This window comes from Herbaspirillum lusitanum (assembly GCF_046025995.1).
GTDB lineage: Bacteria > Pseudomonadota > Gammaproteobacteria > Burkholderiales > Burkholderiaceae_D > Herbaspirillum > Herbaspirillum lusitanum_A.
Map to the genome: position 1 here is coordinate 122,854 of NZ_JAQQFM010000003.1, position 24,661 is coordinate 147,514.

General features: G+C 61.6%; 25 protein-coding genes. 16 read left to right on the forward strand and 9 right to left on the reverse strand.

Annotated elements, in window-relative coordinates:
- Positions 1 to 127: 127 nt before the first annotated feature.
- Positions 128 to 1,546, forward strand: a complete 1,419-nt coding sequence (locus tag PQR62_RS06435) for an aminotransferase-like domain-containing protein (RefSeq protein WP_408155978.1) — start codon at positions 128 to 130, stop codon at positions 1,544 to 1,546.
- Between the two features lie 93 nt (positions 1,547 to 1,639).
- On the opposite strand, the gene PQR62_RS06440 is transcribed toward PQR62_RS06435, so the two are convergent.
- Positions 1,640 to 2,443 carry an AraC family transcriptional regulator gene (locus PQR62_RS06440; protein ID WP_408155981.1) on the reverse strand — a complete coding sequence of 268 codons (804 nt, stop codon included), beginning with the start codon at positions 2,441 to 2,443 and terminating at the stop codon, positions 1,640 to 1,642.
- 127 nt (positions 2,444 to 2,570) lie between these two features.
- On the opposite strand from PQR62_RS06440, the gene PQR62_RS06445 reads away from it, so the two are divergent.
- A complete protein-coding gene (locus PQR62_RS06445; protein ID WP_408156850.1) occupies positions 2,571 to 3,821 on the forward strand; it encodes an MFS transporter in 1,251 nt (416 codons plus the stop codon).
- Between the two features lie 138 nt (positions 3,822 to 3,959).
- Positions 3,960 to 4,625, forward strand: coding sequence for an HAD family hydrolase (locus PQR62_RS06450; RefSeq protein ID WP_408155984.1), 666 nt, complete (start codon positions 3,960 to 3,962; stop codon positions 4,623 to 4,625).
- Between the two features lie 49 nt (positions 4,626 to 4,674).
- Here PQR62_RS06450 and PQR62_RS06455 read toward each other — a convergent pair whose 3' ends face one another.
- The 3 genes from PQR62_RS06455 to PQR62_RS06465 all read right to left on the reverse strand — a co-directional run bounded on the left by PQR62_RS06455 (position 4,675) and on the right by PQR62_RS06465 (position 7,096).
- Positions 4,675 to 5,382 (reverse strand): DsbA family protein, encoded by a 708-nt coding sequence (locus PQR62_RS06455; RefSeq protein ID WP_408155986.1) that lies wholly within the window; start codon positions 5,380 to 5,382, stop codon positions 4,675 to 4,677.
- 111 nt (positions 5,383 to 5,493) lie between these two features.
- On the reverse strand, positions 5,494 to 6,105 hold the full coding sequence (locus PQR62_RS06460) for an NAD(P)-dependent oxidoreductase (protein WP_408155989.1): 612 nt from the start codon (positions 6,103 to 6,105) through the stop codon (positions 5,494 to 5,496).
- 55 nt (positions 6,106 to 6,160) lie between these two features.
- Entirely contained in the window at positions 6,161 to 7,096 is a 936-nt protein-coding gene (locus PQR62_RS06465) for an MBL fold metallo-hydrolase (RefSeq protein WP_408155991.1), read from the reverse strand.
- A gap of 169 nt (positions 7,097 to 7,265) precedes the next feature.
- On the opposite strand from PQR62_RS06465, the gene PQR62_RS06470 reads away from it, so the two are divergent.
- A complete protein-coding gene (locus PQR62_RS06470) occupies positions 7,266 to 8,156 on the forward strand; it encodes a LysR family transcriptional regulator (RefSeq protein ID WP_408155994.1) in 891 nt (296 codons plus the stop codon).
- Positions 8,157 to 8,222: 66 nt separating this feature from the next.
- On the opposite strand, the gene PQR62_RS06475 is transcribed toward PQR62_RS06470, so the two are convergent.
- Entirely contained in the window at positions 8,223 to 8,783 is a 561-nt protein-coding gene (locus PQR62_RS06475) for a LuxR C-terminal-related transcriptional regulator (protein ID WP_408155997.1), read from the reverse strand.
- Between the two features lie 240 nt (positions 8,784 to 9,023).
- Here PQR62_RS06475 and PQR62_RS06480 point away from each other — a divergent pair, with 240 nt between their 5' ends.
- Positions 9,024 to 9,719, forward strand: a complete 696-nt coding sequence (locus PQR62_RS06480; RefSeq protein WP_408155999.1) for a CoA transferase subunit A — start codon at positions 9,024 to 9,026, stop codon at positions 9,717 to 9,719.
- Between the two features lie 12 nt (positions 9,720 to 9,731).
- Positions 9,732 to 10,382, forward strand: coding sequence for a 3-oxoacid CoA-transferase subunit B (locus PQR62_RS06485; protein WP_408156002.1), 651 nt, complete (start codon positions 9,732 to 9,734; stop codon positions 10,380 to 10,382).
- Between the two features lie 104 nt (positions 10,383 to 10,486).
- Here the strand turns inward: PQR62_RS06485 and PQR62_RS06490 are convergent, their stop codons facing one another.
- Positions 10,487 to 11,473: a pyridoxamine 5'-phosphate oxidase family protein gene (locus tag PQR62_RS06490; RefSeq protein ID WP_408156003.1), complete on the reverse strand. Its 987-nt coding sequence runs from the start codon at positions 11,471 to 11,473 to the stop codon at positions 10,487 to 10,489.
- Positions 11,474 to 11,533: 60 nt separating this feature from the next.
- The gene (locus PQR62_RS06495) at positions 11,534 to 12,163 is read right to left on the reverse strand and encodes a glutathione S-transferase family protein (protein WP_408156005.1); all 630 of its coding nucleotides are present in this window, start codon (positions 12,161 to 12,163) and stop codon (positions 11,534 to 11,536) included.
- A 275-nt stretch (positions 12,164 to 12,438) separates the two neighbouring features.
- Here PQR62_RS06495 and PQR62_RS06500 point away from each other — a divergent pair, with 275 nt between their 5' ends.
- A complete protein-coding gene (locus tag PQR62_RS06500; RefSeq protein WP_408156008.1) occupies positions 12,439 to 12,999 on the forward strand; it encodes a TetR/AcrR family transcriptional regulator in 561 nt (186 codons plus the stop codon).
- A 41-nt stretch (positions 13,000 to 13,040) separates the two neighbouring features.
- Here PQR62_RS06500 and PQR62_RS06505 read toward each other — a convergent pair whose 3' ends face one another.
- Positions 13,041 to 13,907, reverse strand: a complete 867-nt coding sequence (locus PQR62_RS06505) for an MBL fold metallo-hydrolase (RefSeq protein ID WP_408156010.1) — start codon at positions 13,905 to 13,907, stop codon at positions 13,041 to 13,043.
- 190 nt (positions 13,908 to 14,097) lie between these two features.
- Between PQR62_RS06505 and PQR62_RS06510 the strand changes: the two genes are divergently transcribed.
- From PQR62_RS06510 to panE, 6 genes are all read left to right on the forward strand, one after another.
- Positions 14,098 to 14,403, forward strand: coding sequence for an ArsR/SmtB family transcription factor (locus PQR62_RS06510; protein WP_408156852.1), 306 nt, complete (start codon positions 14,098 to 14,100; stop codon positions 14,401 to 14,403).
- A 60-nt stretch (positions 14,404 to 14,463) separates the two neighbouring features.
- Positions 14,464 to 16,101, forward strand: a complete 1,638-nt coding sequence (locus PQR62_RS06515) for a bifunctional protein tyrosine phosphatase family protein/NAD(P)/FAD-dependent oxidoreductase (protein WP_408156854.1) — start codon at positions 14,464 to 14,466, stop codon at positions 16,099 to 16,101.
- A gap of 7 nt (positions 16,102 to 16,108) precedes the next feature.
- On the forward strand, positions 16,109 to 16,954 hold the full coding sequence (locus PQR62_RS06520; RefSeq protein ID WP_408156013.1) for a sulfite exporter TauE/SafE family protein: 846 nt from the start codon (positions 16,109 to 16,111) through the stop codon (positions 16,952 to 16,954).
- A gap of 374 nt (positions 16,955 to 17,328) precedes the next feature.
- Positions 17,329 to 18,129, forward strand: a complete 801-nt coding sequence (locus PQR62_RS06525; RefSeq protein WP_408156015.1) for an SDR family NAD(P)-dependent oxidoreductase — start codon at positions 17,329 to 17,331, stop codon at positions 18,127 to 18,129.
- 100 nt (positions 18,130 to 18,229) lie between these two features.
- The gene (locus PQR62_RS06530; protein WP_408156017.1) at positions 18,230 to 18,604 is read left to right on the forward strand and encodes a winged helix-turn-helix transcriptional regulator; all 375 of its coding nucleotides are present in this window, start codon (positions 18,230 to 18,232) and stop codon (positions 18,602 to 18,604) included.
- 153 nt (positions 18,605 to 18,757) lie between these two features.
- A complete protein-coding gene (gene panE / locus PQR62_RS06535; RefSeq protein ID WP_408156019.1) occupies positions 18,758 to 19,696 on the forward strand; it encodes a 2-dehydropantoate 2-reductase in 939 nt (312 codons plus the stop codon).
- Between the two features lie 97 nt (positions 19,697 to 19,793).
- On the opposite strand, the gene PQR62_RS06540 is transcribed toward panE, so the two are convergent.
- Positions 19,794 to 21,251 (reverse strand): efflux transporter outer membrane subunit, encoded by a 1,458-nt coding sequence (locus PQR62_RS06540; RefSeq protein ID WP_408156856.1) that lies wholly within the window; start codon positions 21,249 to 21,251, stop codon positions 19,794 to 19,796.
- A gap of 240 nt (positions 21,252 to 21,491) precedes the next feature.
- Between PQR62_RS06540 and PQR62_RS06545 the strand changes: the two genes are divergently transcribed.
- From PQR62_RS06545 to PQR62_RS06555, 3 genes are all read left to right on the forward strand, one after another.
- Positions 21,492 to 22,706 (forward strand): HlyD family secretion protein, encoded by a 1,215-nt coding sequence (locus tag PQR62_RS06545; protein ID WP_408156021.1) that lies wholly within the window; start codon positions 21,492 to 21,494, stop codon positions 22,704 to 22,706.
- A gap of 2 nt (positions 22,707 to 22,708) precedes the next feature.
- Positions 22,709 to 24,331, forward strand: coding sequence for a DHA2 family efflux MFS transporter permease subunit (locus PQR62_RS06550; RefSeq protein ID WP_408156024.1), 1,623 nt, complete (start codon positions 22,709 to 22,711; stop codon positions 24,329 to 24,331).
- A 155-nt stretch (positions 24,332 to 24,486) separates the two neighbouring features.
- A complete protein-coding gene (locus tag PQR62_RS06555) occupies positions 24,487 to 24,645 on the forward strand; it encodes a hypothetical protein (RefSeq protein ID WP_408156027.1) in 159 nt (52 codons plus the stop codon).
- The last annotated feature ends 16 nt before the right edge of the window (positions 24,646 to 24,661 follow it).

Genomic DNA, 24,661 nt, shown 5'->3' on the forward strand with positions numbered 1-24,661 from the left:
TGTTAGATACACTTTTGAATTAGCTAGGAAACTGTATTGGCAGTTTCGGTAAACTGTGTTGCCCATATTTGCTCGCCGGCAGCCTGAGGGATGCCAACGGCGACGCCGCTGAAAAGGAAGATGCGACATGGCCAAGGCGCCGCGCGAGAGCGTGCAACTGGATTTGCAGAGAAACACCGCCGCCCGGCTGGTGGAGCAGGTGGCCGACGGTCTGGCGCAGCTGATCGAGCGCGGTGAATTGCGTTCCGGCGAGCGCCTGCCCTCGGTGCGGCAACTGGCGGACAGCCACAGCATCGGCGCCTCCACCGTGGTCGAAGCCTATGAGCAACTGGTGGCGCGCGGTCTGCTGCTGGCGCGGCGCGGCGCCGGCTTCTTCGTTTCCGCACGCGGCGCGCCGGCCAGCACCCGGCTGGCGTTTTCGGCGCCGGAGCCGGTGATCGACTCGGCCTGGCTGTTGTCGGAAATGTTTGCCGACGAGCGCGTGCCGATCAAGGCCGGTTGCGGCTGGCTGCCCGGCAAATGGCTCAACGATGAAGGCTTGCATCAGGCCGAGCGTCGCATCATCCGCTCGCCGGGTTCGCAGCAGGTCGGCTACGGTCATCCCTTCGGCTATGCGCCGCTGCGCCAGCTGATCGCACAGTTCCTGGCCAACTGGTCGCTGGAGGTCAGCATCGACCAGATCCTGACCTCGCACGGCGCCACGCAGGCGCTCGATCTGATCATCCGCACCATGACCCAGCATGGCGATACCGTGATGATCGACGACCCCGGCTATTGCAATCTGATCGCCATGCTGCGGCTGGCCGGGCTCAACGTCATCGGCGTGCCGCGCACCCCGGGCGGGGTCGATACCGAGATGCTGGAAAGCCTGGCGCGCACGCACCGGCCCAAGCTGTTCTTCACCACCAGCGTGCTGCACAATCCGACCGGCACGTCGTATACCCCGGCCTGCGCCATGCGCGTGCTGCAGGCTGCCGAAAGGCATGGTTTCTGGGTAGTGGAAGACGATATCTTCCGCGAACTGGGGCAGGCCACCGATCCGCTTCTGGCGGCGCTGGACGGTTTGCAGCGGGTGATCTATGTCGGCAGCTATTCCAAGACCATCGCGCCTTCGCTGCGGGTCGGCTACATCGCCTGTCAGCGTGATCTGGCGCGCCAGATCGTGCATACCAAGATGGTGCTGACGCTGACCAATTCCGAAATCAATGAGCGCCTGGTGCATAACGTGCTGACCGAAGGCCATCACCGCCGTCACGTGCAGACGCTCAATGCCACGCTGCTGAGCGCGCAATCCAAGCTCAACGCCAAGCTCAGCGAAGCCGGCCTGACGCCGTTCACTACGGCGCGCGGCGGCATGTTTTCCTGGGCCACGCTGGAGGGCAGCGAGCTGTCGGCGCGCGAGATTGCCGACCGTGCGCGGCAAAAAGGCATCTGGCTGGCGCCCGGGGATTTCTTTCACCTGTCGACGCCGCAGCAGGCTTCGTTCCGCTTCAACGTCGGTTATGCGGACGTGCCGGAGCTGTTCGAGTTTTTCAGAACGCTGTGAGCGGCGGCGCGGTGATCGTCAACCGTCGACGAAACGCCGATTGCCGACAATCGCAAGCAATACAGTGCGACACAGTCGCCTTTTTCCGCCAGCTCAGTAGCGTCGCGCCCGGGCTTCCCCCGCATAGTGTCCCGGCGTTTTGCCCATGACGCGGCGGAACATGCTGCTGAAGGCGCTGGTGCTGCGATAGCCGAGATGCTGAGCGATGCGTTCCACGCTCTCACCGCGCGCCAGCCGCAGCAGCGCATCTGAAATCTGCACTTGCTGCAGCCAGTGGCGAAAATGCAGGCCGGTTTCTTTCGGAAACAGCCGGATCAGCGTGCGCGGGCTGGCGCCGGCTTGCGCGGCCCAGTCCTCCAGCGCATTCGGACTGCCCGGGTTGTGCAGCAGGGCCTCGCAGATGGCCAGCAGGCGGCGGTCGCGCGGCCAGGGAATGGACAGGGCAATACGTTCGGCGCTCTGGATTTCGGACAGGATCAACTGCGCCAGATGGCCGCCGCGCCCGGCGCTGTCGTAATCGCTGGCTTCGGCCAGCAACGCCAGAATCAGTTCGCGCAGCAAACCGCTGACTTCCAGCAGCAGGCAATCGAGACCAATGCGTTCGGCTTCCTCCTGCCGCATATAAAGCGTGCGCATGCTGACCTTGCTCAGCATGCGGATTTCATGCGCCACATGCGGCGGCACCCACAGCGCCCGTTGCGGCGGAATGACCCACAGACCCTGCGGCGTGCGCACCTGCATCACGCCTTCGACCGCGTACAGCAACTGCCCGCGCGGATGCGAATGCTGCTCCAGCAATTCGTCATGCGCCAGCTCGCGGCTGAAGGCCACCACCGTCTGCGGCAGCGTTTGCAGACGGGCGGCGTCGGTGCTGGTGCTGACCTTGCGTAGAACCATGATGTCACTTATTCGATGAAAAATGGCATTGCCATGAATGGATGCCAATATACCATTGAGGCCTCGCTTGTTTTACGACTCCTCGCGCGTCGCGCCGACGCCGGCTCACTTTGTCCTGATCATCACCATGAATGCAAACTCTTCCGGCGAAGCCCTTGCGGCCGCCTCAGCTTCTTCATCTTCATCTGCCGCCGCGGCGCCCAGCGGCAACTCTCCGCTGGTGCTGCGCATCGTGCTGGCGGCCGGCTTCGCGCATCTGATCAATGACCTGATCCAGGCGGTGCTGCCGTCGATCTATCCGATGCTCAAGGCCAACTACGGTCTCAGCTTTACCCAGGTCGGGCTCATCACGCTGACTTTTCAGATCACCGCTTCGCTGATACAGCCGTGGATAGGCATGTACACCGACAAACATCCCAAGCCCTATCTGGTGTCCTGCGGCGCGGTCTTCACGCTGATCGGCGTACTGCTGCTGGCGATGGCCGGCGGTTTCTACAGTTGTCTGCTGGCGGCGGCGCTGATCGGCATCGGCTCCTCCACCTTTCACCCTGAAGCCTCGCGCGTGGCGCGGCTGGCTTCGGGCGGCCGCTTCGGTTTCGCGCAATCGACCTTCCAGGTCGGCGGCAATGCCGGCTCGGCCTTCGGACCGCTGCTGGCGGCCGCCATCGTGGTGCCCTTCGGTCAGGGTCATGTGGCCTGGTTTGGCCTGTTGTCGGTGCTGGCGATCGTGATCCTGCTGCGCATGAGCAACTGGTACAGCCATCATCTGGCGACCAGTATCAAGAAGGCCAGGGCCGCGGCCAGGCATCAGCTGGCGCCGGCAGCGGTGCGCAGGGCCTTGATCGTGCTGGCGCTGCTGGTGTTTTCCAAGTACTTCTACATGTCCAGCTTCACCAGCTATTTCACCTTCTATCTGATCGACCGCTTCCAGCTGCCGGTCGCGGATTCGCAATATCTGCTGTTCCTGTTCCTCGGCGCGGTGGCGGTCGGCACCTTCTTCGGCGGCCCCATCGGCGACAAGCTCGGACGCAAGACGGTGATCTGGTTTTCCATCCTCGGCGCGGCGCCCTTCGCCTTGCTGCTGCCTTATGCCAATCTGTTCTGGACCGGCGTGCTGTCGGTCTGCGTCGGCCTGATCCTGTCTTCCGCCTTTTCGGCCATCGTGGTCTATGCGCAAGAGCTGATCCCCGGCAAGGTCGGGCTGATCTCGGGCGTGTTCTTCGGCCTGATGTTCGGTTTCGGCGGCATCGGCGCCGCGCTGCTGGGCCATCTGGCCGACCTCTATGGCATCCGCTTCGTCTACGGCATCTGCTCCTTCCTGCCGCTGGTGGGTTTGCTGACGGCGTTGCTGCCGAATCTGAAAGAGGCCAGGGTCTGAGCGAATGAGGGCGCGCCTGTGCTATCGGTTTTGGGTTCGATAGTCCAGGGATGATTGCGATCTGAAGCGCTGCATCGCCGCATTCATTGCCAGACTCCTCTACAATCTTCGCTTCCACTGTTCAAATTGCAGGAGCGTATGGCTATTTCAGATTCCTTCCAGAAAGACTATCTCAGCACCGGCGGCATCCGCGCCGTGGTGTTCGATTTCGGCGGCGTGCTGTTCGACTGGAGTCCGCTGCACGTCTATCAGCACCTGATTGCCGACGACAACGAGCGCATCAAGTTTCTGCAGGAAGTCTGCTCTTCCGACTGGAACGTGCAGCAGGATGCGGGACGCAGCCTGCGCGACGGCACCGAGCTTCTGGTGGCGCAGCATCCGCAGCACGAGAGCCTGATCCGCGCCTTCTACGATCGCTGGAAAGAAATGCTGCGCGGTCCGCTGGATGAAGGCGTGAGCCTGTTGCGCAACTTGCATGCGCAGCGCGTGCCGCTGTTCGGGCTGACCAACTGGTCGGCCGAGACTTTTCCCTACGCCCGCGACAACTACGATTTCCTGCAGCTGTTCATCGACATCGTGGTGTCGGGCGACGAGCGTGTGATCAAGCCGGATGCGCGCATCTACGAGATTGCGCTGCAGCGCTACAGCCGGCACCTGAGCCATCTGCAGCCTTCCGAGCTGGTGTTCATCGATGATGTGGCGAAGAATGTGGAAGCTGCGCGTGCGCTCGGCTGGCACGCGATCCATCATGTCGATGCGGCGGAGACGACCGCGCAATTGCGCGCGCTGGGTTTGCCTGTGTAGCTTGTTGAAGGCGCCCGGTCTGCGTGTGCAGACCGGGCGCCACGCTGCTTCAGCCGCAGTTCTTGTCATCGATGCCGCATTGCGCGGCATCGTCATTTTGTGCGGACGATTCTGCAGAGCGATCTGCCGCAATTGTCATCTGCAAAAATTCCAGCCAGTGATCCGGCCGGCCCAGCCAGCGGCCGGCATCGAGCACGCTCAGCTCATCGCCGCGCTGCAGGACGAAGGTGGGGAAGCCGCGACCGCCGACCTCGTTGAGAAATGCGCGGCTGTCTGCAATGTGCTGATCCAGTTCCTCGTTTTCGGCATGGCGATAGGCGCGGTCGAACTCTTCCGGGTTGACATTCAGGTCTTGCGCCAGCGCGCGCAGCACCGCGACATCGGCGATGCGTTTGCCGTCGCGATAATGGGCCAGCTGGATCGCGCTCAGCATGTCGAGTCCGCGACCGTCCAGCGCCTGCATCGCCAGGATCGCCGCAATCGGCGGGCCCGAATCGAATACTGCGCCGCTGTCTTGCAGCAAGCCGTTGAAGTAGTTCTCGCCGAAGCTCTGGCCGGTCATGCCGGCAATGCGCTGATCGTGCGGCATCACGTAATTGCGCAGCGCCGGCGTGACCGGCTGACTGCTGCTGCCGGCCATCATGCCGCCGGCATGCGCGGCCACCGGCAACACCGTGCGCGCGGCAGCCACCAGCGGCGCGGCGCCGTAGCACCAGCCGCACAGCGGATCGTAAATGTAATGCAAAGTGGCGTTCACTTTTTTCCCCGTGAGATAGACAAGCACGCCGTTTCACAAGGAAGACGGCGTGCTCGCGATGGCTGCGCGCGCGACCGGATCGCTGGCGCCTGAGCCCTGATTATCAGCGCATCAGTAACCGACCGTGAAGCGCTGGCGGATATGCTTGGGTTGTTCCAGCTCATCCAGCAGAGCGATGGCATAGTCCTCGTAGCTGATCCAGCTCTTGCCGTCGGCAGCGGTCAGCAGCGCATCCTTACCCAGACGGAAGGTGGTCGTGCGCTCGCCCGGCACGAACAGCGCCGACGGCGAAATGAAGGTCCAGTCCAGTTCCTTTTCGTTGCGCAATTCTTCCAGGAACACGCGTCCGGCGCTGGCTTCCGGCTTGTATTCGGCCGGGAAGTCGGGCAGGTCGAGCAGCGCCTTGCCGGGTGCGATTTCCAGACTCCCGGCGCCGCCCACCACCAGCAGACGCTTGACGCCGGCCTGCTTGAGCGGGCCCAGTACGTCGGCCGATTTGAAGGCGGCGAAGCGGCCGCTGCTGATCACGGCGTCGTGCCCCCGGACGGCGGCGCTCAGCGCGGCGCTGTCGAGCACGTCGACGTTTTTGGCGGTGACGCCGGCGCGGGCGGCGATGCCCGCCGTGTTGCGCGCCAGTGCCGTCACGCTGTGGCCGCGCCGCAGTGCTTCTTCCAGAATGCGGCTGCCGACATTGCCGCTGGCGCCGATGATGGCGATGTTCATGTGATGTCCTTTATGTGGATGAGTGTTGTGCTGAGTTTGATGCTGCGATGGCTGCTTACCACTTCATTTCGCCCTTGATCACCTTGGCGCTGAGCTCCAGCGAGGAGGTCGGGCCGGCGTCCGGGAAGCGTTTCTTCATGGCCTCGATCAGCTCGGCCGAGTTGGCGGTGCGGGCGTTCTCTTCGTCGAAGGCCTTGAGATAGTCTTCGGTGAACTTCACCGATTGCAGATTCAACGGCGCGCCTTCCGCGTAGTGGCCGGGGATCACGATTTCAGGCTTGAGCTGTTCGATGCGGGCCAGGCCGGCCAGCCAGTCCTTGCGCGATTGCAGGCTCTGGGTATCGGCGACCCATACATGGCGATTGCCGTTGACCAGAATGCCGCCGACCACCGCCTTGATGGATGGAATCCACAGCACCGTGCGATCCGGCTGCGGCCCCTTCAGACCGATGATCTGCAGGCGCTTGCCTTCCAGCGTCAGGTGGTCGCCTTTCAGTGCCTGCGGCACGATGGTGGCGCCCGGCGCATCGGCGCCCATCTTCGGGCCCCAGAATGCCAGCTTGGCGGCGCGCGTTTCCTTGATGTGGGCGATGGTCGGCGCGGTGGCCAGAATCTTTACCTCGGGGAAGGCGGCATGAATGGTTTCCAGGCCGAAGTAATAATCCGGATCGCCGTGGCTGATGTAGATCGTGGTCAGGCGCTTGCCGCTGTCGCGGATCTTTTGCACCAGCTCTTCAGCCTGCGCGCGTCCGAATTGCGCATCCACCAGAATCGCGTCGCGCCGGCCTTCGATCAATACCGAGGCCACCGGGAACAAGCCCTTGGCGCCGGCGTTGTAGGGCTGCAGCTTGAGTGCTTGCGCTTGCGGCGCGCTTGCGGTCTTGGTTTCGGCGGCGTGCGCCGGGCCGGCGGAGAGCAGGCTCAGCCCGGCCAGGGCGGCAGCCAGCCTGAATGTCAGGCGGCGGGTGGTGTTGATCGGTGCGTTCGTCATTGCTGGCTTTCGGAATAAAAAGGTGATGAACGAAGCTTAGGGCTTTATTTATGTTCGAAAAACAGCATAATTGAACATAGTTTGTTTCTTAAATCGTTCAGATGAGTGAAGTCTTGCCTATTGTTCATTTTTTCAGCTTCGATGCCGCTCTTCGTCGTCAAGGACATCCATGGACAGACTGACCGCCATGCAGGTGTTCGTGACCGTGGTCGATTGCGGCAGCCTGTCGGCGGCGGCGCAGCAGCTCGATCTGTCGCGGCCGGTGGTGTCGCGCTATGTGGCGGAGCTGGAAGAGTGGGTCGGCAAGCGCTTGCTGCACAGAACCACGCGCCGCCTGAGCCTGACGCCGGCCGGCACCGACATCCTGCCGCGCTGCCGTCAGATGCTGGAATATTCGGAGGACCTGCGCAACACCGTGGCCGAGCCGCTGGATGCGCCGCGCGGCCTGTTGCGCATCACCTCCAGCACCTCGTTTTCGCAGACCTTGCTGATTCAGGCGGTGGTCGAATACGGCCGGCGTTATCCGCAGGTGGCGGTGGACCTGGTGGCGCTGGACCGCACCGTGAATCTGGTGGAGGAGCGCATCGATCTGGCGATACGCATGACCACCCGGCTCGAGCCGAATCTGATCGCGCGCAAGCTGGGCGTGTGCCATTCGGTGATCTGCGCCGCGCCATCCTATCTGAGCCGGCATGGCACGCCGACGCGGGTCGAGGATCTGGCCCTGCACAATTGCCTGACCCATTCCTATGTCGGCAAGAGCCTGTGGCAGTTCGAGCGCGACGGCGTGCCGGCCTCGGTGGCTGTCAGCGGAAGCATTAGCGCCAATGAAGTGACGGTATTGCTGCAGGCGGTGCTGGCCGGCGTCGGTATCGGCCACATGCCGGCCTATTCGGCGGCGCCGCTGATCCGCTCCGGGCAACTGGCGCAGCTGTTGCCGGAATACGAGCCGACCTTGCTCGACATGTATGCGGTCTACGCCTCGCGCAAGCATATGCCGGCGACCTTGCGCACCATGCTGGATTTTCTGGCGGAACGGTTTGCGAAGTTGGAGCTTTGATGCGCCGGATAAGTTAGCGGAGTTTGCGGCAATGTTGCCGGCGGGATCCGTCTTGCAAACAAGAACTCAGGGCGTGATGCTGAGCAGCTTGTGCACCAGTTCGGAAGAGGTCGATGCAGCAAACTTGCGCATCAGCCGGGCACGGTGCATTTCCACCGTGCGCGGGCTCAGCTCGACCTGACGTGCGATCAGTTTGCTGGTCTTGCCTTCCACCAGCAACGCTGCGATTTCACGTTCGCGCGGCGTCAGTCCGGGCGCAATCGGCCGCTTGGCGCTGACGTCTTCGAAGGTCCAGATTCCGGCTGCGTGCGGATCGCCCTGCACCAGCGAATGGCCGGTGACGTGGCACCAGAACATTTCCTGACTGGCGCGCTTCATGATCCGTTCGTCCGAGTAAAAACCCTTTTCGTTGAGGATCGGCACCAGGCGCTGGCCGGTGCGCTCGAACTCGTCGGCGGTCGGATAGATTTCCAGGAAGGAAGTCTGGGCCAGATCCTGCGGCGTGTAGCCGAACATGGCGGCCATCGCCAGATTGGCCTGCTGGATCACGCGGTTGTGCGACACGCACATGCCGATAGGCGCGTGCATGAATACCTGTTCGAAATCGATGGTCGGGACTTTGCTCATGTCTTTGCTGCGGGTGTATGCTTGTTCGGCATCCGGCAGCCCCTCATCTGCTGCCGTGCACCTGGCCGCGAATGCTGCGCTGCGCCAGGTAGTTTTACCGTATTGTATGGCCTATTTCGCTGTCCTATGATGTTTGGCGCCATCTAAATGGAACCTCATGTCTGTCACGGATGCGAGCAGTCCGGCAATATGCCGCGCGCACTCATGCGTGCGGCGCCAAAAGAACCCGAAAGGAGACTCGTGAATAAAGTTTATCCCGACGCCGCCAGTGCGTTGAAAGACATCGTCAAGGACGGGCAGACGGTTGCCGTCGGCGGCTTCGGCCTGTGCGGCATCCCTGAAGCGCTGATCGCCGCCCTGCGCGATTCCGGCGTACAGAATCTGACCGCCATTTCCAACAATGCCGGCGTCGACGGTTTCGGTCTCGGCCAGTTGCTGAGCACGCGCCAGATCAAGAAAATGATCGCTTCTTACGTTGGCGAAAACAAAGAGTTCGAGCGCCAGTATCTGGCCGGCGAACTGGAACTGGAATTCACGCCGCAAGGCACGCTGGCTGAAAAGCTGCGCGCCGGCGGCGCCGGCATCCCGGCCTTCTTCACCAAGACCGGCGTCGGTACGCTGGTGGCGGAAGGCAAGGAAATCCGCGAATTCGACGGCGACAAATATGTGATGGAGCGTTCGCTGGTGGCCGACGTTTCGCTGGTCAAGGCGCAGAAGGCCGACAAGGCCGGCAATCTGGTGTTCAACAAGACCGCGCGCAACTTCAACCCGAACGTCGCGATGGCCGGCAAGGTGACGGTGGTGGAAGTCGAAGAACTGGTCGAAGTCGGCCAGCTCGACCCGGACCAGATCCACACCCCCGGCATCTTCGTGCACCGCATCGTGGTCAACGCCACGCCGGAAAAGCGCATCGAACAACGCACCGTGCGCACCTGAGGAGACAAGAACATGGCATGGACCAGAGATGAAATGGCTGCACGCGCAGCGAAAGAATTGCAGGACGGCTTCTACGTGAACCTCGGCATCGGCTTGCCGACGCTGGTGGCCAATCACGTGCCGAGCGACATCGAAGTATGGCTGCAATCGGAAAACGGCCTGCTCGGCATCGGCCCCTTCCCGACCGAAGACAAGGTGGATGCCGACCTGATCAACGCCGGCAAGCAAACCGTGACGACCATCGCCGGTTCGTCCTTTTTCAGCTCCGCCGATTCCTTCGGCATGATCCGCGGCGGCAAGATCAACATCGCCATTCTCGGTGCGATGCAAGTGTCCGGCAAGGGCGATCTGGCCAACTGGATGATTCCCGGAAAGATGGTCAAGGGCATGGGCGGCGCGATGGATCTGGTGGCCGGCGTCGGCCGCGTGGTGGTGCTGATGGAACACGTGGCCAAGGCCAAGGATGGCAGCACTTCGAAGAAGATTCTGAAGGAATGCAATCTGCCGCTGACCGGCGTCGGCGTGGTCAACCGCATCATCACGGACCTCGGCGTGCTGGACGTCACACCGAACGGCCTCAAGCTGATCGAGCTGGCGACCGGCGTCAGCAAGGAAGAAGTGATCGAAAAGACGGAAGCCGAACTGGACGTCAGCGCGGTTTAAATTCAGGCCGCTTCAAAGAAAAACGCGCATGCAAAACATGCGCGTTTTTTATTGCCGTTTCAGTTTGATGACCGCTTCGTTTGCTTGCATGGGCGATGCCGCACTCAATGCCAGCCGCCGGTCGCGTTCAGGAACGGCGATTGTTCAGCCGGCCCCCAGCGTAGCGGCAAGGCTGCCGGCGTCAGCCGCGCATGCCTGAGCGTGAGTCGCAACAAACGCTGGGCGCCGGCATAGGTTGCGACCTCTTCACCCTCCCAGATGATCTCGGCGTGTACGGCCAGATAGAGCAGATCGCCGCGCTCGAAATCGGGAAACAGCAAACCGGCATACGGATGCACCAGCAGATTGCCGATGGTGTTGAAGAAGGAATTGCCGATGAAATCGGGCACCGTCAGCGTATCGGCGCCTTGCGCATCTTTGCCGAGGCGAACGAAGCCGGGTTTGCCGCCGCGATGCGAAACGTCGGCGCCATGTCTGCCCTGGGTTTCGCTGTTCACCGCCGTGGCAATGAAAAAAGTATCGGCCTTTGCTATCAATGCCCGCATTGCCGCATTCAGCAGACCTGCTTCGATGACCGGCGCCGGATAATCCGCCGGCCTGGCCGGCGCAGCGACACGCGCCTGTATGTACTTCGGGCAATTGCCGAAGCTCTGCAGGATATCGATCTCCATGGCCTGTCCGTCCGTCGCACCGATCACGCCATTGGCGCGATTGCGCCGGCGGGTGTGCGGCTCGATGCCGAGCAGGCCAACAGGCGCGCCCGCATGAAAATTGACGGCGGCCGGATCGCCTGGCAGCGGTGCGGCATGGATCTGCAGGCGACGCTCGTCGGGCGACGTCACAAAGCCGGGGTTGCCGACCAGGATCGATGCCTGCGGCAGACCCACAGCATCCTGGGTGCCGACCACGATGAACGGCAATTGCGCAAAGAATTCGCGATGCTGTTCAGGCATGAAGTTGCGTATCACCTTGGGGCCGATGCCTGCCATTTTCTCGCGCATGCCGGCACGCTCCTGCGCCGCCATTTCGCCATGATGGAATGCTGCATCCGGAGCACCCTGGCCGGCGCCTGAGAAATTGAATTCTTTCATCTGATTCTCCATGCGCCGAGGCGCAGATGCTGTTGAATGTCGGGTTGCTCTCGGGGCGGTTTACGCCGCCGTCACATGCGGCGACTTCGGCATGCCGACGAAGCGTGGCAAGGCCTCAATCTTGCGCAGCCATGCCTGTACTGCAGGATAGGGCGTCAGCTCGACCCCGCCTTCCGGCACGTGCGCGACATAGGCGTAACAGGCCACGTCGGCAATGGTCGGGCCCGATCCGACCAGAAAATCGCGTTGCTGAAGGTGTGTCTCCAGCAACTGCAGTACAGCTTTCGCTTTTTGCAGGGCGAGGTCGTAATCCAGTTCGCGCTTGAACAATTTCACCAGCCGAACCCGATTCGGCCCTTCAAATATTTCACCGCTGGCCAGCGACAGAAACTGCTGAACCTGCGCAGCAGTCAGCGGGTCTTCGGGCAGCCATTGCTTGTCGCCGTATTGCTTTGCTAGATACACCAGAATCGCGGTGGAGTCGTACAGCGTGATCTCACCGTCTACGAGCACCGGGACCTGGCCGCGCGGATTGCGTGCGATGAAGGCGGGCTGTTTGTGCTCGCCGCCCTGCAGGTCGACGTTGATGATGTCGTGCGGCAGATCGAGCAGGGACAACATCAATTGCACGCGGTGCGCGTGGCCGGACAAGGGAAAGCTGTACAGACGGATGGCTGGCTTGGGATGCATGGAGTGCTCCTGGATAGGTTCTGATCGGGTTGATGTCCATCCGCATGCCCGGCATGCGAATGATTGAGTGCAGGAAAAACTGTTGTTGAGTTCATTCAGCGGCAATTGCTTGAATCTGAACCGAACGATCGGTACAATAGATGAAGAAAAACGGCATGTCAAATATTTTGAGGCGCCGTTGTTGATGTGCTTGGCTATAATGCGACGCACAGTCCGTGTTGTTCGAACAGCCTGAACGGCCAGGATTTCAGTCAAACCAGAGAGAATATTTCGCCATGCCCGCAGCCACCTTGTCGCGTGAAGAAGTCGCGCAACGCCTCCTCGCCGAGTTTCGCCGTTCCGGCTATCAGGGCGCGAGTCTGGCCAGCTTGTCGGAGGCAACCGGCTTGGGAAAGTCCAGTCTGTATCACTATTTCCCCGAGGGAAAAGTCGACATGGCGCGCGCGGCGATGGAGGTGGTCGGCGGCTGGATGCGAGAGACGGTGCTGCCGAATCTGAGCAAAGACGGGCCGCCCGAAAAACGCCTCAAAAAATACTGTGCTGCCTTGAGTGAGTTCTATGAAAAGGGCGCGCTGCCTTGTCTGACCGAACTGTTTTCGATAGGTGAGGCGGCCGAGTATTTTCAGCAGATGCTCAGGCAGAGCATGGGCAATACCATCAAACTACTGAGCGCCGTGATGGAAGAAGACGGTATCGATGCAGCCGAGGCGGCGCGGCGTGCCGAAGATGCGATGGTGATGGTGCAGGGAGCCCTGATCGTGTCGCGCACGCTGGGCAGCAATGCACCGTTCGCGCGGACCCTGCGCAAATTGCCGGAAATATTACTCGCGCGCTGAACGGCTCCTGCGTCAAGGCTTGTTTGCTTGTTGTATCGGTTTCACCAGCTCAGATTCATCGGCAGCTTCAGATAGCGCGTGCCGTTGCTTTCCTCTGCGGGTAATTGACCCGCCTGAATATTCATCTGTATCGCCGGCAGCATCAGCGTCGGCAACTTCAGCGTCGCATCGCGCCGGGTACGCATGGCGATGAATTCCGCTTCCGTGATCTCATCCTTGACGTGGATATTGTGCGCGCGCTGTTCCGCCACTGTAGTGGTGTGCATGACCTCACGTCCGGTCGGCGGGTAATCGTGACACAGAAACAATGCAGTGGCCGGCGGCATTGCCAGCAGATGGCGGATCGAGGCATACAAGGTGGCGGCGCTGCCGCCCGGGAAATCGCAGCGCGCGGTGCCGACATCCGGCATGAACATGGTATCGCCGACGAAGGCCATACTGCCTTCTATCAGGTAAGCGGCATCGGCCGGCGTGTGGCCCGGCACATGCAGTGCTTGCGCGCGCAGCGTGCCGATGTTGAACAGTTCGCCGGCGCTGAACAGGTGATCGAAAGCTTCAGCTTCAGGCCTCATGTTGTAAATGCCGCCGAAGACCTTCTGCACCTCGCGTATGCGCTCGCCGATGGCAATCTTGCCGCCCAGTTTCTGTTTCAGATACGGCGCCGCCGAGACATGGTCGGCATGGGCATGGGTTTCCAGCAGCCATTGCAGCTTCAGTCCGTGGGCTTCAATGAAGTCGATCAGCTTGTCGGCCGACGCAGTCGAGGTGCGCGCCGAAGCGGCGTCGTAGTCGAGCACCGGATCGATGATCGCACATTCGCCGCCGTCCTCGACGTACACCACATAGCTGAAGGTGGAGGTATTGGCGTCGAAAAAATGCTGCACGCATGCGACCGGTGTTTGCTGCATGGCAAGGCCTCGCTGATAACAATATATAAAAAAATATATTATTGACTCATAGTTTGTCTGTCAATAATATGTTCGCCATCCTCCGCACTTTCAATCGATAACGACTGCGGTCGCATCCTGAACGATGAAGCAAAACGACACCCCGAACGCATCCGCCGGCGCCACCGGCATCTCGCCGGAAGGCGCGTTGATGCTGCGCGATTCGGCCAGCAAGGCCTGCGCGCTGCTCAAGGCCATGGCGAACGAAGATCGCCTGTTGATTCTCTGCCAACTGACCCAGGGCGAATGCAATGTCGGCGATCTGGAAGAGCAGATCGGCATCCATCAGCCGACCTTGTCGCAGCAACTGGGCGTGTTGCGTGAAGAAGGTCTGGTCAATACCCGGCGTGAAGGCAAATACATCTACTACAGCCTTGCCAGTTTTGAAGTCGTGCAGGTCATGCAGACGCTGTCCAGCCTGTATTGCGGCAAGGTCATGCGACGTTTGCGCAGTTAAGTCGCTCAGGGCACATCGTATTTACCTGTCACACCATTTCACGAGAACTGCGCCATGTCCATTCAATTCCGCCAACTCAGTGCCGGTTTCAGCGTCGCCGGCCAGATCGATGTGGCTCAGCTGGAACAGATTGCCGCTGCCGGATTTCGCTCGCTGATTTGCGTGCGGCCGGATGAAGAAGATGGCGGGCAACATGCGTCCAGCAAGCAACTGGCATCGCAGGCGGCAGCAATCGGCTTGGCCTTCAGCTATCTGCCGGTCGCCAAAGGTACGCGCGGCGAAGAACAGGCATCGGCCATGCGCCATGCGCTGGCTACTTTGCCGGCCCCCGTGTTCGCCTATTGTCTGAGCGGCGGTCGCGCGGCGAATCTGTTCAGTCAGGTACAGATGCCGGAGCCTGCGGCCGCAACAGAATCAGAGAACCCGGAACCACCCGCTCGGCTGGCTTGCGGAGCGGCGTCAGCCAGCCCGGCGCCGGCCGACGACGCGCGCTTCGACATCGTGATTGTCGGCGGCGGTGCAGCAGGCATAGGTGTCGCCGCCAGTCTGCTGCGGCGCGAACCCGGATTGCAGCTGGCGATCATCGAGCCGGCCTCCACCCATTACTATCAGCCGGCCTGGACGCTGGTCGGCGCCGGCGCCTATGACGTGCGCAAGACCGCGCGCCCGGTGGCCGAGCTGCTGCCTGCGGGCTCCAGCCTGTTGCCGCACGCCGCCTCCTATTTCGATGCCGATGCGCGGGTGGTCGGTCTGTCGAACGGCGCGCGTATCGGCTATCAGCAACTGATTGTCTGCCCCGGACTGCAACTGGCCTGGGACAAAATAGAAGGCCTGGAAGAGACGCTGGGTCGCAACGGCGTGAGCTCCAACTACCGCTACGATCTGGCGCCCTACACCTGGGAACTGGTTTCGGCGCTGCGCAGGGGCAAGGCGATATTCACGCAGCCGGCGATGCCGATCAAATGCGCCGGCGCACCGCAGAAGGCCATGTATCTCTCTTGCGATCATTGGTTGCGCAGGGGTGTGCTGCGCGACATCGAGGTGGAGTTTTGCAATGCGGGTGGCGCCTTGTTCGGCGTCGCGGCATTCGTTCCGGCGCTGATGAGTTATGTGCGCAAGTACGACGCGCAACTAAGCTTTTCCAGCAATCTGGTGCGTGTAGACGGTCAGCGCAAGCTGGCCTGGTTCGATGTGAAAGATGCTGAAGGCAATACGCAGCGCGTGGAAAAATCCTTCGACTTTCTGCATGTGGTGCCGCCGCAGGTTTCGCCCGACGTGGTACGCAACAGCCCGCTGGCCGATGCTGCCGGCTGGTGCGACGTCGATCATGCCACCCTGCAGCATCCGCGCTATCCGAATGTCTTTTCATTGGGCGACGTCTGTTCTGCACCCAATGCAAAAACGGTGGCGGCCGTGCGCAAGCAGATCGTTGTGGTGGCCGAGAATCTGTTGGCGCTGCGCAAAGGCTTGCCGCTGCCGAAACGCTACGACGGCTACGGCGCCTGTCCGCTGACGGTGGAGAAAGGCAAGATCGTGCTGGCCGAATTCGGCTACGGCGGCAAGCTGTTGCCGACCTTTCCGCTCGATCCTACGATCGCCCGACGCAGCGCCTGGTATCTTAAAACCAGCGTGTTGCCGACAGTGTATTGGCAGTTGATGCTCAAGGGACGCGAGTGGCTGACCGCGACCAGCGTCTGAGCGCAACATGCTGCTGACCTTGCTACTCGGAACGGCAATCGGTTGCCTGCTCGGCCTGACGGGCGCCGGCGGCGGCATCCTGGCGGTGCCGGCGCTGGTCCTGGGGCTGGGTTTCAGTCTGACCGATGCGACGCCGGTGTCCTTGCTGGCGGTGGGCGCGGCAGCATTGCTTGGCAGTCTCGACGGCCTGCGCAAGGGCATCGTGCGCTACAAGGCGGCCTTGCTGATGGCTGCGGCCGGCGCATTGCTGACGCCGTTGGGTATCTGGATCGCGCATAACGCGCCGACTCGCTGGCTGATGAATGTGTTTGCGCTGGTGATGCTGATCGCGGCCGTGCGCATGCTGGCGCAATCGCGCAACAGCGCGGGCGAGTCCGGAGCGCTTGCAAAGCAGCACACGCAGGCATTGTCCGTACGCCACAAGAATTGCATGCTCGACCCCGCCACCGGAAAACTCAAATGGGATCTGCGCTGTACGCTGACGCTCGCCGGTATCGGATCCTGCGCCGGTTTGCTGACCGGCATGCTCGGCGTCGGCGGCGGCTTTCTGATCGTGCCGGCCTTTCGCCGCTTCAGCAATGTCGGCATGCACGGCATCGTCGCGACCTCATTGATGGTGATCGCGCTGGTCTCCGGCAGCGCCGTGATCGGCATGCTGATACACGGTGTACGCATCGGTACCGGCGGATGGATTTTCGTCATGGCCGCGCTGGCCGGGATGCTGCTGGGGCGCGTGCTGATGCCCTTGATTCCCGCCAGACTATTGCAGCGTATCTTTGCGCTGGTCGTCTTCGCGGTCGCATTGTTCTTGCTGATCCGTACCAATCTTCCTTTTATCTTGCCCGCTGCCTGATCAGACTTGCGCGCTGAAGGCCAGATCTGCACAACTGTGCGGATCTGCCTCACCGCCGATTTTGGCATCCCGCCTACATCTCCACTCTTGACTCCTTGCCGGCTATCGCCCGATAAGCCGCGCGTCGTCTTCTGATCCACACGCTTTCCTGTTGATTCAGGGCACGCGCTTGACAGTCGCGATCTTACTACTATAATGCTACTTACTATCTTTATGAAAGTTAGTTTGAGTTCTTCATTTCAATTCGGCCTCGCATCAACACGCTGTGCGTAAGCAACATTTCTGCAGCGCAAAGCGTCAGTGCCGGATTCAGGTTTCATCCAGGGTTCGCTGATTGAATCAGTTCACGACACAAACTTGTACAGGAGCATTTCATGACACACACATCCAAAGCCGGCACCGCACTGATTACCGGCGCATCTACCGGCATAGGCGCCACCTACGCGGAACGTCTGGCCCATCGCGGCTACGATCTGATTCTGGTTGCGCGCGATCAGCAGCGATTGCAGCAGCTCGCACAGAAGTTGCAGGCCGACACCGGCGTCAAGGCTGATGTACTCGCAGCCGATCTGACTGTGCGCGCCGATTTGCTGAAAGTGGAGCAACGCCTGCGCGACGACGCCGGCATCACGCTGCTGCTCAACAATGCCGGCATGGCCATCGACGGAACACTGATTTCTGCCGACGTTGATCGTTACGAAACCATGATTCAACTCAATGTCGTCGCCGTGCATCGTCTGGCCGCCGCAGCCGCAACTGCCTTCAGCCAGCGCAAGTCCGGCACGATCATCAACATCGCCTCGGTACTCGCCCTGGCGCCGGAACTGTTCAACGGCACCTACAGCGCGACCAAGGCTTTCGTTCTGAATCTGACGCAATCCATGCAGCGCGAACTGAGCGCCGATGGCGTGCGCGTGCAGGCCGTATTGCCCGGCGCCACCCGCACTGAAATCTGGGAGCGCGCCGGCACGGACATCAACGCGATGCCGGCCGAGATGTTGATGAACGTGGACGAGATGGTGGATGCAGCGCTAGCCGGCCTCGATCTCGGCGAAGTCGTCACGATTCCGTCGCTGCCCGATATCGCCGACTGGCAAACGCTGCAGAATGCGCGTATGGCCTTGGGGCCGAATCTGTCATTGCAGCATGCCGCTGCGCGTTACAAGCAGGCTTGATCACTGCTCAGATCAATGCCGGTCTCATCGCACTTTCACTGCGCCGGACGATCTCGCTGTTGTCGTCCATACTGCGACAGTTTTCGTCCGGCCCTCATTCATGCGACATAAATCCTTCGCCGATGCCGACTGTCCGGTCGCCTGCACGCTGCAGCTGATCGGCGAGTGGTGGAGCATACTGATTCTGCGTGAGGCCATGCTGGGCCAGACCCGCTTCGACCAGTTTCGCAAGCGCCTGCAGATATCGCCGACCATGCTGACGCGACGTCTGCAGGCGCTGGTCGAGGCCGGCCTGCTGGAACGTCATCAATACTGCGCGCACCCGCCGCGCGACGAATATCTGTTGACCGGGAAAGGCCGCTCCCTGCAGCCGGTGCTCGAAGCGCTCAGGCGCTGGGGCGAAGTTCATCTTCCCTGTAGCGAACCCGAAGACCAAAGTGCTGTCAGAAACAATTCCGGAAAGCGGGCACAATAAGCCCGCACAAGGAAGCAAAGCCGGCCTGGCCGCCGCGCCGCGATGTTTCATCCACTGATCATGCTTGCGTCGCGTCCGCATTTGCGTCTGTTTTTTTCGCCAGCGCCGGGGAATATCAATAATCAAAACTCATCTCGCAAAGGAGATTGCACCATGCGTATTTTGATCGTGGGAGCCGGTGCCGTCGGCGGTTATTTTGGCGGACGTCTGCATCAAGCCGGGCGCGATGTGACATTTCTGGTACGTGAAAAACGCGCGCAATCGCTGCGCGCCAATGGTCTGCAGATCAAGAGTCCCGAAGGCGATCTGGACATCCGTGCACCCAAACTGCTGCAAAGCGCAGAGCTCAGACCGGATTTCGATCTCGTCATTCTCAGCTGCAAGGCCTACGATCTGGAGAATGCCATCGAATCGGTGGCGTCCGCCATCGGACCGCAGACTTCCATCCTGCCCTTGCTCAACGGCATGCAACATCTGGATGTCCTGAGCGAACGTTTCGGCGCCGAAAAGATATTGGGCGGTCTGTGCCTGATCGCCACCACGCTTGATGAAGACGGCGCGATCGTACATCTCAACAGCGCGCACACGCTGACCTTCGGCGAACGCGACAGTGTGGCGCCAGGGCGCGCAGCCAGGATATTCGACGCCTTGTCGGGCGCCGGTTTCGATACGGTCCAGAGCGATGACATCATGCAATCGATGTGGGAAAAATGGATCATGCTGGCGACCCTGGCCAGCACCACTTCCATGATGCGTTCTGCCGTCGGCGATATCCTGCACGCACCGGGCGGCCAGCAATTTCTGGAAAGCGTGCTGGAAGAATGCAGCGGCGTGGCCGCCGCCTACGAGCATGCGCCGAGCGAAGCCTTCTTCCATCGCACGCGCGCCATGCTGGGCGATCACGCTTCGGGCATGACCGCTTCCATGTTCCGCGACATCAGCAACAACGGCCGCATTGAAGCCGACCATGTCGTCGGCGATCTGATCCGCCGCGGTGAAGCCAAGGGCGCCAAGACCACGCTGCTGCAATTGGCCTATCTGCATCTGAAAGCCTATGAAGCGCGTAATCAGCGACTGGCGCTCGCCAGCTGAAATCGGCGCACGGATGTGATTGCCGTGGCGGCGTAGCAGACCGATGTCACGGCAGTCACAGCGTCTCGCCGCGCGAATCAGGCGCGCTCAGCGGCACTTACCAGCCGCCACCCAAAGCGCGGAAAGCCGACACCGCCGCGCGTGCATTGTCGGCGTGCACCTGCGCCAGCTGATCCTGCGCCGCCAGCAGCAGGCGATCTTCAGTCAATACCTCCGACAGGCTGACCACGCCGCCCTTGTAAGCTTCCTCCGATGCCGTCCGCGCGCGCACCTGCGCATCGACCTCGGCATTCAATTCCTTGCTCTGCAACTCCAGCTGAGCCAGTGTCGCGATGGCGTTTTCCACATCTTCGGTTGCATGCAACATGGCCTGGCGATAGCGTGCCAGTGCTTCGGCGTTCACCCCCTTGGCATGTGCGATTTCCGCATCCACGCGGCCGAAGTCGAACAGGCGCCAGCGCAGACCGAAACCGGCCTGCGCTTGCACACTGTCAGCACTGAAAAGTCCGGCTGCTCCCAGACTCTGGAAGCCGGCCAGCGCCGATAAAGAAAGCTTGGGATAGTACTCAGCCATGGCTACGCCGATACGCGCGTTCGATGCCGCCAGCGTGCGTTCGGCTGCGATCACATCCGGTCGCCGGCGCAGCAGTGCAGCGCTGCCGTCAGCTACGCTGATGACCGGCACCACGGTGAGGCCGGCGGGCCCGCCAAGCTGTTGCGAGTATGTCCCCGGCCTTGCACCCATCAATACATCGAGCCGGTTGAGTTGCCGTTCCAGCTCGGTATATAGCGGCGGCAACAGCGAACGGGTCTGCGCCAGACGCGATTCAGCCTGCGCCATTTCACCGCGGGTGGACATGCCATCCTGCAGACGCAGGCGCACGATGCGCAGCAATTCATTGCTGGTGTCGACCTGATGCCGCGCCAGGCCGATGCGCGCCTGCGCGCCGCGTATGCGGAAGTAGGCATCGGCAGCCTCGGCCGCAATCGAAATGCGCACACCCATGTGCTGCGCTTCAGCCGCCTGCTGTTCGGCGCCGGCGGCTTCCACCCCGCGCTGCAAGGCTCCCGACAGATCCAGTTCCCAGCTGGCGCCGGCGCCGACCTCATACAAGGTTTGCGTACGCTCGTAGCCGGGCTGCCTGCTGGCGATTTTCCCTAGCGGGCTCTGCAGAGATTGTCGCGCACGTGCGGCGTCGGAATTGAAGGCCGCCTGCGGCAATTTACGCGCGCCGCTGACCTCGGCCGCCGCCCGCGCTTGTTCCACGCGCGCCAGCGAAGCGGCCAGATCGAGATTCTGATCGAGCGCACGGCGTATGACTTCCGTCAGTTGCGGGTCCTTGAATCCCTCCCACCATTGATCCAGCGGCGGCATGGCGCTTGCGCTATCGCCGGCATCGCGTTGTTGCAGCAATGCGGCGTTGTGAAAGGGCGCATCGGAAGCGGCTGGCATCTGATAGTCCGGGCCGCTGGCGCAGGCGCTGAGCAAGGCCGCAACGGCCAGCGCCTGCGCACTGAGACCGAACGCAGTACGGCGGCCGAGGCGCCGGTGCATATGCCTGCTCAGATGAAGTAAGACGGAAGGTGTGCGCATGATTTTTTCCGGTCGGAACAACGAAAATAACAAGTGACTTGCAAATTGATAGTTTGAAGTTTAAACTCACTATCAAATTGAAAGCAACTGTTAATTTCAGGCACGCAGGAAATGAAGGGGCTGATCAATCAGAAGGAATTGCCGAGCAGTGCAATGCGCATGCCGGCGGCTAGACATCCACTCCAACTCTCAGAGGCAAGCATGACGGAACAAGCTACGGCGACCGTACCGGAAGCGGCGGTGAGCACACCAACCACGCCTGCGCACAAGCAGGCCGGCGCCGAAATAAATGGCGCGAAACACAAGACCTCGCACAAGACCTCGCGCGCCAGAATCGCAAAGCTCGTCGTCGTGCTGGCAGTCCTGATTGCTGCGGGTATTTATCTTGAGCACTGGCTCAGCGTCGGCCGTTATATGGAAAGCACCGATGACGCCTATGTCGGCGGCGACATCACCGTGATCGCACCCAAGGTCGCCGCCAACATCGAACGCGTGCTGGTGACCGACAATCAGCAGGTGCGCGCCGGCGAGCTGCTGGTCAAGCTGGATGACCGCGACTACCGCACCGCGCTGGCGCGCGCCGAAGCGCAGGTCGCTGCGCAGCAGGCGGCGCTGGAGAATATCGACGCCGAACGTCGCTTGCAATACGCCGTGATCGAACAGGCGCAAGCCGGCGCACGCGCCGTCAATGCCGAAACCGAGCGCGCGCGCGACGACCAGAATCGCTATCGCAATCTGTCGGAAAAGGCGGTGGTGTCGCTGCAGAGTTTCCAGAAGGCCGATGCCGATTACAAGCAGGCCCGGGCCAACGGCCAGAAAGCGCTCGCGGCTTTGCACGCGGCACAGGCGCAGCTGGATGTACTGGCTGCGCAGAAGCAGCGCACGCAGGCCGCACTGGCACAAGCCAACGCCGAGCGTGACATGGCGCAGTTGAATCTCGGCTACACCGAGTTGCGCGCGCCGGTCGATGGCGTGATCGGCAATCGGCGCGCCCGCGCCGGCGCCTATGCCACCATAGGCGCACAGCTGTTGTCCGTGGTGCCGGAGCAAGGCCTGTGGGTCGATGCCAATTTCAAGGAAAGCCAGATCGCGCAATTTCAAGCGGGCATGCCGGTCACGATTCATGCGGATGTGTTACCCGGGCGCGTGTTTCACGGCCATCTGCTGAGTCTGGCTCCGGCCACCGGCGCCCAGTTCAGCGTGCTGCCGGCGGAAAATGCGACCGGCAACTTTACCAAGATCGTGCAGCGGGTGCCGGTGCGCGTGATGCTGGACGGCGAAGATGCGCGCCTCGGCAAACTGCGCCCCGGACTTTCCGTGACGGCCGAAGTCGATCAGCGCGAATCTTCAAAAAGCCAAGCTCAGGCCAGGCAAGAGCGCGCCGATGAAGATGCTGTCCGCCCCAGGCGGAGCTGATCATGGCCGTCGCCAACGCAGCAGCAGGTTCGCCGGCGCAGGGAGGAGCTCTCGCCACGCCCGTCGTGACCTCGTTTGAGCTCAGCACCCGCACCAGGATCTTCGCCTTCGCCAGCATGTGCGTCGGCATGTTCATTGCGCTGCTCGATATCCAGATCGTCTCGGCCTCGCTGGCCGACATCGGCGGCGGTTTGTCGGCCGGAGCCGATGAAACCGCCTGGGTACAAACCAGTTATCTGATCGCCGAAATCATCGTGATCCCGCTGTCGGGCTGGCTCTCGCGCGTGATGTCCACGCGCTGGCTGTTCAGCGCGTCGGCGGTCGGATTTACGCTCGCCAGTCTGCTGTGCGGCATGGCCTGGGACATCAACAGCATGATCGCGTTTCGTGCGCTGCAGGGCTTTCTCGGCGGTTCGATGATTCCCATGGTGTTCACTTCCGCCTTCTTCTATTTTCAGGGCAATCAGCGCGTGCTGGCGGCTGCGACCGTCGGTGCGCTGGCCTCGCTGGCGCCTACCCTGGGGCCGACCATCGGCGGCTGGATCACCAGCAGCTATTCCTGGCACTGGCTGTTCTTCATCAATCTGGTGCCGGGCATCTTCGTTGCGGTGGTGGTGCCTATGCTGGTGCGTATCGACAAGCCTGATCTGTCGCTGCTGCGCGGCGCCGATTATGCCGGCATGATTCTGATGGCGCTGTTTCTCGGCTGCCTCGAATACACCTTGGAGGAGGGCCCTCGCTATGGCTGGCTGGGCGACGATCTGATCCGCACCACCGCATGGGTGTCCGCCATCAGCGGCATTGCCTTCATCTGGCGCAGTCTCAGTTTTGCGCGACCGGTGGTCGATCTGCGCGCGCTGAAAGAACGCAACTTTGCGCTCGGCTGTTTCTTTTCCTTTGTCACCGGCCTCGGCCTGTTCGCCACCATCTATCTGACGCCGGTGTTTCTGGCGCGCGTGCGCGGTTTCGGCGCGCTGGATATCGGGCTGGCGATTTTTTCCACCGGCATTTTTCAGGTACTGGCGATTCCGGTCTATGCCTTCTTTGCGCGCCGCTACGATCTGCGCTGGCTGATGATGTTCGGCCTCGCCTGCTTCACGCTGAGCATGTGGAACTTCACCCCCATCACGCATGACTGGGGCTGGCATGAATTGCTGCTGCCGCAGGCGCTGCGCGGTTTTTCGCAGCAATTTTCGGTAGCGCCGGTGGTGACGCTGACGCTGGGATCGCTGGCGCCGGAGCGGCTCAAGCTGGCATCCGGCCTGTTCAATCTGATGCGCAATCTGGGCGGCGCCATCGGCATTGCCTTGTGCGGCACCATTCTCAATGACCGTACCAATCTGCATTTTCTCAGGCTGGCGGAACATCTTCAGGCCGGTAACGAGGCCATGCAGGACATGCTGAAAAACGGCGGCGCCGGTCTGCTGGCAGCCGGACTTGATCCCCTCAACGAAGCTGGCGGCGCACTGCATAATCTGGCGCGCCTGACCCTGCGCGAAGCGCAGACCCAGGCCTTTGCCGATGCCTTCTTCGCAGTGATGCTATGCCTCCTGCTGGCCACGCTGATGGTGCCGCTGATGCGCACGGTGGCGGCGCCCAAGGCCCCTTCGCCGGACGCGCATTGAAAGGAAAGTCGGAACAGGAAAGAGGCGGGGCGCCGGATCAGCCGGGGAATACAGAATCAGGCGCAGTTGCCTCTTGCCAAGATCGGAGCCCCTGCGGTCTGAAAACGCATTATCATGGCAGCCGCAACTTCCTTTAACGGCTTCCTGCTTCGTCCATGAAAAGAATCATCACCTGCATCCTGATCGGCGTCGTGCTGTACTTCCTGCTGCCGTTCATCACGCGCTTCATTCCGCAATACCGCCTGGTGGTGTGGTCGGTGACCGCCGCCATCGTGGCCTATCTGGTCTCGGCGCTGATGGACCGCTTCAACTGAAACGGCCTGGCGGAAT

Coding starts and splice junctions, on each gene's coding strand:
- PQR62_RS06445 (WP_408156850.1), top strand. CDS start 2,571: ATGAATGCAAACTCTTCCGGCGAAGCCCTTGCGGCCGCCTCAGCTTCT.
- PQR62_RS06435 (WP_408155978.1), top strand. CDS start 128: ATGGCCAAGGCGCCGCGCGAGAGCGTGCAACTGGATTTGCAGAGAAAC.
- PQR62_RS06485 (WP_408156002.1), top strand. CDS start 9,732: ATGGCATGGACCAGAGATGAAATGGCTGCACGCGCAGCGAAAGAATTG.
- PQR62_RS06555 (WP_408156027.1), top strand. CDS start 24,487: ATGAAAAGAATCATCACCTGCATCCTGATCGGCGTCGTGCTGTACTTC.
- PQR62_RS06525 (WP_408156015.1), top strand. CDS start 17,329: ATGACACACACATCCAAAGCCGGCACCGCACTGATTACCGGCGCATCT.
- PQR62_RS06500 (WP_408156008.1), top strand. CDS start 12,439: ATGCCCGCAGCCACCTTGTCGCGTGAAGAAGTCGCGCAACGCCTCCTC.
- PQR62_RS06545 (WP_408156021.1), top strand. CDS start 21,492: ATGACGGAACAAGCTACGGCGACCGTACCGGAAGCGGCGGTGAGCACA.
- panE (WP_408156019.1), top strand. CDS start 18,758: ATGCGTATTTTGATCGTGGGAGCCGGTGCCGTCGGCGGTTATTTTGGC.
- PQR62_RS06540 (WP_408156856.1), bottom strand. CDS start 21,251: ATGCACCGGCGCCTCGGCCGCCGTACTGCGTTCGGTCTCAGTGCGCAG.
- PQR62_RS06495 (WP_408156005.1), bottom strand. CDS start 12,163: ATGCATCCCAAGCCAGCCATCCGTCTGTACAGCTTTCCCTTGTCCGGC.
- PQR62_RS06475 (WP_408155997.1), bottom strand. CDS start 8,783: ATGAGCAAAGTCCCGACCATCGATTTCGAACAGGTATTCATGCACGCG.
- PQR62_RS06490 (WP_408156003.1), bottom strand. CDS start 11,473: ATGAAAGAATTCAATTTCTCAGGCGCCGGCCAGGGTGCTCCGGATGCA.
- PQR62_RS06520 (WP_408156013.1), top strand. CDS start 16,109: ATGCTGCTGACCTTGCTACTCGGAACGGCAATCGGTTGCCTGCTCGGC.
- PQR62_RS06510 (WP_408156852.1), top strand. CDS start 14,098: ATGCTGCGCGATTCGGCCAGCAAGGCCTGCGCGCTGCTCAAGGCCATG.
- PQR62_RS06465 (WP_408155991.1), bottom strand. CDS start 7,096: ATGACGAACGCACCGATCAACACCACCCGCCGCCTGACATTCAGGCTG.
- PQR62_RS06550 (WP_408156024.1), top strand. CDS start 22,709: ATGGCCGTCGCCAACGCAGCAGCAGGTTCGCCGGCGCAGGGAGGAGCT.
- PQR62_RS06460 (WP_408155989.1), bottom strand. CDS start 6,105: ATGAACATCGCCATCATCGGCGCCAGCGGCAATGTCGGCAGCCGCATT.
- PQR62_RS06450 (WP_408155984.1), top strand. CDS start 3,960: ATGGCTATTTCAGATTCCTTCCAGAAAGACTATCTCAGCACCGGCGGC.
- PQR62_RS06505 (WP_408156010.1), bottom strand. CDS start 13,907: ATGCAGCAAACACCGGTCGCATGCGTGCAGCATTTTTTCGACGCCAAT.
- PQR62_RS06440 (WP_408155981.1), bottom strand. CDS start 2,443: ATGGTTCTACGCAAGGTCAGCACCAGCACCGACGCCGCCCGTCTGCAA.
- PQR62_RS06530 (WP_408156017.1), top strand. CDS start 18,230: ATGCGACATAAATCCTTCGCCGATGCCGACTGTCCGGTCGCCTGCACG.
- PQR62_RS06470 (WP_408155994.1), top strand. CDS start 7,266: ATGGACAGACTGACCGCCATGCAGGTGTTCGTGACCGTGGTCGATTGC.